The 9,119-nt window shown below is 71.9% G+C and carries 7 protein-coding genes; 3 read left to right on the top strand and 4 right to left on the bottom strand.

What is annotated here, in order from left to right; translation table 11 throughout:
* Positions 1-248: 248 nt before the first annotated feature.
* From JWR81_RS30250 to pdxH, 4 genes are all read right to left on the bottom strand, one after another.
* Positions 249-1,634 carry a deoxyribodipyrimidine photo-lyase gene (locus tag JWR81_RS30250; protein ID WP_297660683.1) on the bottom strand — a complete coding sequence of 462 codons (1,386 nt, stop codon included), beginning with the start codon at positions 1,632-1,634 and terminating at the stop codon, positions 249-251.
* Between the two features lie 115 nt (positions 1,635-1,749).
* On the bottom strand, positions 1,750-3,051 hold the full coding sequence (locus tag JWR81_RS30255) for a citrate synthase (RefSeq protein ID WP_297660686.1): 1,302 nt from the start codon (positions 3,049-3,051) through the stop codon (positions 1,750-1,752).
* 105 nt (positions 3,052-3,156) lie between these two features.
* Positions 3,157-4,548: an MFS transporter gene (locus JWR81_RS30260; RefSeq protein WP_297660690.1), complete on the bottom strand. Its 1,392-nt coding sequence runs from the start codon at positions 4,546-4,548 to the stop codon at positions 3,157-3,159.
* Between the two features lie 248 nt (positions 4,549-4,796).
* Positions 4,797-5,447 (bottom strand): pyridoxamine 5'-phosphate oxidase, encoded by a 651-nt coding sequence (gene pdxH, locus JWR81_RS30265; protein ID WP_297660692.1) that lies wholly within the window; start codon positions 5,445-5,447, stop codon positions 4,797-4,799.
* Positions 5,448-5,678: 231 nt separating this feature from the next.
* Between pdxH and JWR81_RS30270 the strand changes: the two genes are divergently transcribed.
* From JWR81_RS30270 to sepH, 3 genes are all read left to right on the top strand, one after another.
* A complete protein-coding gene (locus JWR81_RS30270; RefSeq protein ID WP_297660698.1) occupies positions 5,679-6,761 on the top strand; it encodes a citrate synthase 2 in 1,083 nt (360 codons plus the stop codon).
* 141 nt (positions 6,762-6,902) lie between these two features.
* On the top strand, positions 6,903-8,036 hold the full coding sequence (gene serC / locus JWR81_RS30275) for a phosphoserine transaminase (protein WP_297660694.1): 1,134 nt from the start codon (positions 6,903-6,905) through the stop codon (positions 8,034-8,036).
* A gap of 268 nt (positions 8,037-8,304) precedes the next feature.
* On the top strand, positions 8,305-9,119 hold an 815-nt coding region (gene sepH / locus JWR81_RS30280), incomplete at its 3' end, for a septation protein SepH (RefSeq protein ID WP_297660695.1).

Below are 9,119 nucleotides of genomic sequence, written 5' to 3' on the forward strand. Positions count from 1 at the left end.
GGCGCGGACGGCCGGGCTGCAGACGGGGTCGGCGGCGGGGTCACCGCCGGCCGCGACCCGGCGCCCGACACGCGGATCGGCGCGGGGGCCTTCGCACGCGCGCGCGACCGCACGAACCACGCACCACCGCCGCCCGCAACCAGGGCGAGCACGATCCACCGCCGACGACGCCTCGATCCTCCTGCCACCGGACCACCCTTCACTCGATCGGTGTTGTCCCGCGTCATTCCTACCCCATATGGAGCAGCTCAGCCCCGGGAGGCCTTGACGTGCTCATAGCGTGCCAGGGCCTCGAGACGCTCCGTTCTGTGGTCCACCATCGGCTCCGGGTAGCCGTCGGGGATCCCGCCCGGCAGCGCCCACGGCTGGTGTACGGCCTTGCCCGCGACGCCGCGCAGCTCGGGCACGAACTCGCGCACATAGTCGCCGTCCGGGTCGAACTTCTCCCCCTGCGTGATGGGGTTGAACACCCGGAAGTAGGGCGAGGCATCGGTGCCGCTGCCGGCCGTCCACTGCCATCCGTGCTGGTTGGAGGCCAGGTCGCCGTCCACCAGCAGCCGCATGAAGTGCCGGGCGCCCCACCACCACGGCAGGTGCAGGTCCTTCACGAGGAAGCTCGCGACGATCATCCGCACCCGATTGTGCATCCACGCCCGCGCGCGCAGCTGGCGCATCCCGGCGTCGACGATCGGGAACCCGGTGCGGCCCTCGCACCACGCCTCGAACGCCACGCGCGCTGCCGCGCCGGACGCGGTGGGCAGCGCGTCGAAGGAACGGTCGTAGTTCTGCCGCGCCGAGTCGGGACGCCGGAACAGGATGTCGGCGTAGAACTCGCGCCAGGCGATCTCGGTGCGGTAGGTCGCCACGGACTCCGAGGACCGGGACGCGAGGTCGGCCAGCATCGTCCGGGGGTGGATGAGCCCGTACTTGAGGTACGGCGACATTCGGGAGGTGCCGGGCTTGTCGGGCCGGTCCCGCACGTCCTTGTAGCTTCCGGCGTCCCCGTCGAGGAACGCGTGCCAGCGCTCGTGGGCGGCCGCCTCGGTCGCCTCGGGCAGTGTGGCGTCCACCGGCACGTCGTCGGGGATCCGGACGGCACGCGGTCCGCCGTCCTTGTCCGACGGGTCGATCCACTCGACCGTGGACGCGTCCGTGCCCGCGGGCTTGCTCCAGCCGTACTCGCCCCAGGCCCGCCGGAACGGGGTGAAGACCCTGAACGGGTCGCCGTCGGCCTTGCGGACGCGGCCCGGCGCCACCGCGTACGGCGAGCCGGTACGGACGAGCTCGCGCCCGTCGTCCGCAAGCGCCTTACCGACGGTCTCGTCGCGCGTGCGGCCGTAGGGGCCGTAGTCGGCGGCGACGTGCACCGCGCCCGCCCCGACCGTGGCGGCGACGCGCGGCACCACGTCGGCGGGATCACCCCGGACCACCAGCAGCCGGCCGCCCAGCGCCTCGTCCAGGGAGCGCAGGGCGCCGTAGAGGAACGTCAGGCGCGCCGCCCCGGACGGCTCGACGAGCGCGGGGTCCAGCACGAACAGCGCCAGCGAACGGCCGGCTGCCTCCGCCGCTGCGAGGAACGTGGGTTGGTCGGCGACCCGCAGGTCACGACGGAACCAGACGACGGCGGACTCCACGGGGAGCGACGTTAGCCAGGTCTACGGACCGTCGCGCGTCGGGGAGAGGTCAGGTGCGCACCCCGGGCGACGAGGCTGTGCTCGTCGCCCGGTGCACCCGCATCGAACGCGAGGGTCAGCGGTCGCCCATGGGGACGAAGTCGCGCTCGGTCGGGCCGACGTACAGCTGCCGCGGGCGGCCGATCTTCGTGGTGGGATCGTTGATCATCTCGCGCCAGTGGGCGATCCAGCCGGGGAGCCGACCCAGGGCGAACAGGACCGTGAACATCTTCGTCGGGAAGCCCATGGCCCGGTAGATCACGCCGGTGTAGAAGTCGACGTTCGGGTAGAGCTTGCGCTCGATGAAGTAGTCGTCGGCCAGCGCCTTCTCCTCCAGCGCCATCGCGATGTCGAGCAGCGGGTCGGTGACGCCCAGCTTCTTGAGGATCTCGTCGGCGTTCTGCTTGACGATCTTCGCGCGCGGGTCGTAGTTCTTGTAGACCCGGTGCCCGAAGCCCATCAGCCGCGCGCCCTTGTCCTCCTTGTTCTTGACCCGGTTGACGTACGCCTCGACATCGCCGTTCTCCTCCTTCTGGATCTTCTGGAGCATCTCGAGAACGGCCTGGTTGGCGCCGCCGTGCAACGGGCCGAACAGGGCGTTGACGCCCGCGGAGATCGAGGCGAACAGGTTGGCCTGCGACGAGCCGACCATGCGCACCGTGGACGTCGAGCAGTTCTGCTCGTGGTCGGCGTGCAGGATCAGCAGGGTGTCGAGCGCCTTCACGAAGGCCGGGTCGACCTCGTAGGGCTCGGCCGGGAAGCCGAACGTCATGCGCAGGAAGTTCTCCACCAGCCCGAGCGAGTTGTCCGGGTAGAGGAACGGCTGCCCGATCGACTTCTTGTAGGCGTACGCCGCGATCGTCGGGACCTTGGCCAGCAGCCGGACCGTGGAGAGCTCGACGGCGTCCTGGTCGAACGGGTCGAGGCTGTCCTGGTAGAAGGTGGACAGCGCGCTCACGGCGGACGACAGCACCGGCATCGGGTGCGCGTCGCGCGGGAAGCCATCGAAGAAGCGCTTGAGGTCCTCGTGCAGCAGCGTATGGCGGCTGATCCTGGTGGTGAAGTCGTCCAACTGGGCCTGGGTCGGCAGCTCCCCGTAGATCAGCAGGTAGCTGACCTCGAGGAAGGACGACCCGTTTGCGAGTTGGTCGATCGGGTACCCGCGGTAGCGCAGGATCCCTGCGTCGCCGTCGATGTAGGTGATCTCGGAGCTGCAGGCAGCCGTGTTGCCGAAGCCTGAGTCGAGCGTGACGAGCCCGGTGGCGGGCAGCAGCTTCCCGATGTCGAACGCGGCCGCACCCTCGGTGGCGGGCTTGATCAGCATCTCGTGGTCGCCGCTGGGGTACTGCAGAACAGCGGTGGTCTTCTCGTCGGCCATGTGGAGGTTCCCTCACACTCAATCTGTATGCGTTGTTGGGCGCAACGCTAGTGCTCCGGGGGGTGGCTGCGCCCGCGCTGGCCCTGTGAGTTCGCGGACGAGGGCTCAGGCCGCGCGGTCTCCCGCGACGGGCCCCCGGTAGCGCCAGAAGTCGGGGAACCTCATCACGACCAGCACGGTGACGACGATCACCGCGATCCCGCCGACCGTGGCCGTCGTCCCGGGCCCGATCCAGACCGCCGCGCCCCCGTGCCAGAGGTCGGCCACCCGCGGGCCGCCGGCCACCACGACCATGAACACGCCCTGCATCCGGCCGCGCATCTCGTCGGTGGCCACGGTCTGCAGCATCGACGACCTGTACACCGAGCTGACCAGGTCGCCCGCCCCCGCGACGGCCAGCGCCAGCACCGCGAGCCACAGCGACCCCGTCAGGCCGAACAGCGCGACACCCAGTCCCCAGAGCCCGACCGCGAACACGACGGCGACGCCCTGCCGCCGCACGCGCTGCAACCAGCCCGAGAGCAGCCCCGCAACGACCATGCCGATCGGGATGGCGGCGAACAACAGACCCAGCGCCGGGCCGCCGCCCAGCGGGTCACCGAACGTCCGCTCCGACATCTCGGGGAACAGCACCCGCGGCATCCCGAAGCCCATCGCGACGACGTCGACGAGGAACGACACGAGCAGCACCTTGTGCATCGCGACGTAGCGGAAGCCGTTGACGATCTCCCGGATGCCCGCCTTGCGCGACGCCCCCTCCTCGGGCGGCATCGTCGGCAGGCGCCACGTGGCCCACAGCGTGGCGAGCAGGAAGACCGCGTCGATGAGGTAGAGCGTCGACAGCCCGACCACCGGGATCAGCACGCCGGCCAGCAGTGGCCCGGCGATCGCACCCACCTGGGCGACGGTCATGTTCAGCGCGTTGGCCGCGGGAAGCTGGTCGGCCGGGATCAGCCGTGGGATCACCGCACTGCGGGTGGGCTGGTTGATCGCGAGGAACGACGTCTGCACGGCGAACAGCACGAGCACCAGCCACACGCCGCCGACGCCGCTCGCGGCCGTCACCCACAGGGCCAGCGAGCTCGCCGCGATGAACCCACCGGTGACGAGCAGCAGCACCCGCCGGTCGACGGCGTCGGCGATCGCCCCGCCCCACAGCCCGAACACCACGAGTGGCACCAGGCCGAACAGCCCCGTCAGCCCGACCCATGCCGACGAGCCGGTGAGCTCGTAGATCTGTGTCGGGACCGCGACCACCGAGAGCTGGGCGCCGACCACCGTGACCACGCCGGCGAGCCACAGCCGCCGGTAGGCCGGGACCTGCAGCGGACGGGTGTCGGCGAGGGCCCTTCGCACGGCCCCCGAGAGGCGACGCCGTCCCGGGATCGCCCGCGTCGGCGCGTCCGGGCCGGCCCCGATCGCGGCCGTGACCTGCTCCCCCATTGCCGGTTTCGCCTTGTTCGGGCGGGTCGGCGGCTCAGGCCGGCGGCTGCTCACGCACCAGAACTACCACCTCGCAGCGCCCGCGGCCTCGTCAGTTCGGCTGCGGGATCACCACCATCCCGGTCCGCGCGCCTTCTGTCACCGGCGCGCACGCCGGAACGCGAGCGTGGGGAGGGACGCGCGCGCCGGTCGTGCCGCGGTCGCCGTGCGCCGTGGCCGCCGACCCACGCGCCAGAACGTGTCGACCCGCGCAGGCGGGGGTGTCGCCTCGCGCGCCGTTCCGTCGACTCGCGGGGGTGGGGCTACGGGGCCAGGCGGCGAACCGTCCAGCTGCGGTCGTGGCCGTTGACGACGAAGCGCAGGCGGTCATGCATGCGGTTGGTGCGGCCCTGCCAGAACTCCACCTCTTCGGGCACGATCCGCCAGCCACCCCAGTGCTGGGGCACCGGCACCGGCTGCTCGTCGAACCGCTGGGTGACGGCGGCCAGCCCGTCGTCCAGGACGCGGCGGTCGCGCACAACCACCGACTGCGCCGACGCCCACGCCCCCAGCTGCGAACCCCGCGGGCGCGACGACCAGTAAGCCCGGGTCTCGGCCGCGGAGACCATCTCCACCATGCCGCGCACGTGCACCTGCCGGTGCTGCAGGTACCAGGGGAAGGTGGCCGAGGCGTAGCGCGTCTGGCGCAGGTCGCGGCTCTTCGCGGACGTGTAGTTGGTGTAGAAGACGACGCCGCGCTCGTCGAGGCCCTTGCACAGCACGGTGCGCGAGGACGGCCTGCCGTCCTCGCCTGCTGTGGCGAGCACCATCGCGTTGGCCTCGACGACCCCGGCCTCCTCGGCCTCGGCCAGCCAGGCGGTCAGCTGCTCGTGCCAGGTCGGCGCGAGCATGTCCACGTCGAATCCCTCGGTGCGGTAGTCGACCCGCATCCCGGCCAGCTGCTGCTCCGCCATGGAGACTCCCCCGTCTACGTCGGCCCACGACCGTATGTGGCCTGCTCCCCTCCCCACAACGCTGGTGACCGATGCCACCCGGCTGCCCCGTTGCCCCGGGCGTGGCGCCGGTGCAAGGTGACGCCAACCACCGACCACGATGAGGAGGTCGCGGTGACCACTGCGCCTACCGCCCCGGGAACCGCCGGCGACGAGGCGGTACCGCCGCCGCCACCAGGCTTCAAGTCAGGGCTGGAGGGGCACGTCGCCTTCCGGACCCGGATCGCCGAGCCGGACAAGGACGGTGGCGCACTGCGCTACCGCGGTGTCGACATCGAGGACCTCGTCGGCAGGGTCACCTTCGGCAACGTCTGGGCGTTGCTCGTCGACGGTCGCTTCGGCCCGGGCCTGCCGCCCGCGGAGTCGTTCCCGATCCCGGTGCACACCGGTGACGTGCGGGTCGACGTCCAGGCCGCCCTCGCCATGCTCGCGCCCTACTGGGGCTACCGCCCGCTGCTCGACATCTCCGACGAGGACGCGCGTGAGCAGCTCGCCCGCGCGTCGGTGATGGCGCTGTCCTACGTCGCGCAGTCCGCCCGCGGCATCGGCGTTCCGGCGGTGCCGCAGAAGCGCATCGACGAGAGCACGACGATCACCGAGCGCTTCATGACCCGCTGGCGCGGCGAGCCCGACCCGGCCCACATCAAGGCCGTCGACGCCTACTGGGTGTCGGCAGCCGAGCACGGCATGAACGCCTCCACGTTCACCGCGCGCGTCATCGCCTCCACCGGCGCCGACGTGGCCGCGTCGCTGTCGGGTGCCATCGGCGCCATGTCCGGCCCGCTGCACGGCGGTGCGCCGGCGCGCGTGCTGCCGATGCTCGAGGAGACCGAGCGCACCGAGGACCCGGCCGCGCTGGTCAAGGGCATCCTCGACCGCAAGGAGAAGCTCATGGGCTTCGGCCACCGGGTCTACCGGGCCGAGGACCCCCGTGCCCGCGTGCTGCGCCGCACCTGCAAGGAGCTCAAGGCGCCGCGCTACGAGGTGGCGGTCGCGCTGGAGCAGGCGGCGCTGAAGGAGCTGCGCGAGCGGCGCCCGGACCACCCCATCGAGACCAACGTCGAGTTCTGGGCGGCCGTGATCCTCGACTTCGCCGAGGTGCCGCCGCACATGATGCCCGCGATGTTCACCAGCGCCCGCACCGCGGGCTGGTCGGCGCACATCATGGAGCAGAAGCGCGAGAACAAGCTCGTGCGCCCGTCCGCGCAGTACATCGGGCCGGCCCCCCGCGAGCCCGAGGCCGTCGAGGGCTGGAGTGAGATCCAGCACGGCTGATCCCGCCCGGATCACAGCTCCGACGAACGGCACTCTCGTCCGACAGGTACCGACGAGAGTGCCGTTCGTCGTGGGCGGGCCGACCGGGGGGCGTGAGCACCCGCACCCGATCAGGGTCCGGCGCGGTGCAACACTGAGGAGGTGACCGCTTCGACGTCGACCGACCTGCAGATTCCCGCCGAACTCAAGCCCGCCGACGGCCGCTTCGGCTGCGGACCCTCGAAGGTCCGCCCCGAGGCCCTCTCCGTGCTCGCCGCCTCCGGCGACGTCATGGGCACCTCCCACCGGCAGAAGCCGGTGAAGTCTCTGGTCGGGCGTGTGCGGTCCGGCCTGGCCGACCTCTTCTCCCTCCCCGACGGCTACGAGGTCGTCCTGGGCAACGGCGGGTCCACCGCGTTCTGGGACGCCGCCGCGTTCGGCCTCGTCCGCGAGCGCGCGCTGCACCTGACCTACGGCGAGTTCTCCGCGAAGTTCGCCGAGTCCACCAAGGGCGCCCCGTTCCTCGCCGACCCGGTGGTGGTCAAGGCCGAGCCGGGCAGCGCGCCCGAGCCGCAGGCCGACCCGTCGTGCGACATCCTGGCCTGGGCCCACAACGAGACGTCCACGGGCGTGTCGGTGCCGGTCGTCCGCCCGGAGGCCGCACTCGAGGGTCAGCTCGTGGTCATCGACGCCACGTCCGGCGCCGGCGGCCTGCCGGTCGACATCCGCGACGCGGACGCCTACTACTTCGCGCCGCAGAAGGGCTTCGCCTCCGACGGCGGGCTCTACACCGCGATCCTCTCCCCGGCCGCGCTGGAGCGCGTCGCGGAGCTGGCCGCGTCCGACCGGTGGATCCCGCCGTTCCTCTCGCTGGCCACGGCGGTCGACAACTCGCTCAAGGACCAGACCTACAACACCCCCGCGGTGGCCACGCTGATCCTGATGGCCGAGCAGATCGAGTGGATGAACGGCCTCGGCGGCCTCGACGCGTGCGTCGAGCGCACCGCCGACTCCTCGGGCCGGCTCTACACGTGGGCCGAGAAGTCCTCGTTCGCCACACCGTTCGTGGCCGACCCGGCCCACCGCTCGCAGGTGGTCGGCACCATCGACTTCGACGACGCCGTGGACGCGGCCGCGGTGGCCAAGGTCCTGCGCGCCAATGGCATCGTCGACACCGAGCCCTACCGCAAGCTGGGCCGCAACCAGCTGCGCATCGGCATGTTCCCGGCGGTCGACCCGGACGACGTCAGCGCCCTGACGGCGTGCATCGACTGGGTCGTGGAGCGCCAGAGCTGATCTTCAGCGCGCCGGGCGAGGCGCGACGGCCGTTCCCGGGCGGCCGTCGCGCCTCGCTGCGTTTCAGCAGCGCCCGATGGTCACACCAGCAACTCCAGCCCCAGCTTTACCAAATGCGATCGGCATGACACGCTGCGTGTGCACGAGGGTGTGGACTAGCACTTTCCCTCGTCGGAGCGGGGATACCGCCCCGGCGCGCCTCCGTCGCAGGTTGCGTTTCGGCAACTACCGTCACCCGGACGGGTAAGAGAGAGCGGGGAGGCCGCCGATGCGGGCGCTGCGGGTCGTCGGGATCACCGAGGGCGACGGGGAACTCTCCGTGGTCCTCGAGGACCCGGACCGTCGAGAGCGCTTCAGCGTGCCGGCCGACGAGCAGTTGCGCGCTGCCGCCCGGGGGGATCTGACCCGGCTCGGACAGATCGCGATCGAGTTGGAGAGCCAGTTGCGTCCACGTGAGATCCAGGCCCGAATCCGCGCCGGAGCGTCCGTGGAGCAGGTCGCCGCGGCGGCGGGTGTTCCACAGCAGAAGATCGAACGCTTCGCCTACCCGGTGCTGCTCGAGCGCTCGCGCACGGCGGAGGTCGCGCAACGCGCGCATCCCGTCCGCGCCGACGGGCCCGACACCCGCATGCTCGGCGACGTCGTCGCCCACACGTTCGGCCTGCGCGGCCAGGACTACGCCGACGCCGAGTGGGACTCCTGGAAGGGCGAGGACGGCCGCTGGGTCGTCGCGCTGTCGTGGCGGGCCGGGCGCTCGGACAACCGCGCGCTGTGGACGTTCCAGCCCGGGGCGCACGGCGGCACGGTCACCGCCGTGGACGAGCACGCGACCGACCTGGTGGAGGGCCTGCCTGCGCGCCCGCTGCGCACGGTCGGCCCGGTGATCGACATCGCCCGGCAGGACGAGCACGCATCCGAGCCCACGCCTGTCGAGGAGCTGCGCGCCACCGCCACCGACGACGCCCGCGGCACCCGCGTCGAGAACGGCACGCGCGGCGACAACGGGGCCCGGACCGATACCTCCCGAGCCCCGGAGGCCCGCACCGCGGTCGAGCAGCGCCCGCCCGCCCGCACCGCCCCCGA

The sequence above is a fragment of the Pseudonocardia sp. genome, assembly GCF_025965585.1.
GTDB lineage: Bacteria > Actinomycetota > Actinomycetes > Mycobacteriales > Pseudonocardiaceae > Pseudonocardia.

Bases quoted from the DNA above. Each gene is read 5' to 3' on its own strand.
- JWR81_RS30255 (WP_297660686.1), bottom strand. From the start codon at position 3,051: ATGGCCGACGAGAAGACCACCGCTGTTCTGCAGTACCCCAGCGGCGAC.
- pdxH (WP_297660692.1), bottom strand. From the start codon at position 5,447: ATGGCGGAGCAGCAGCTGGCCGGGATGCGGGTCGACTACCGCACCGAG.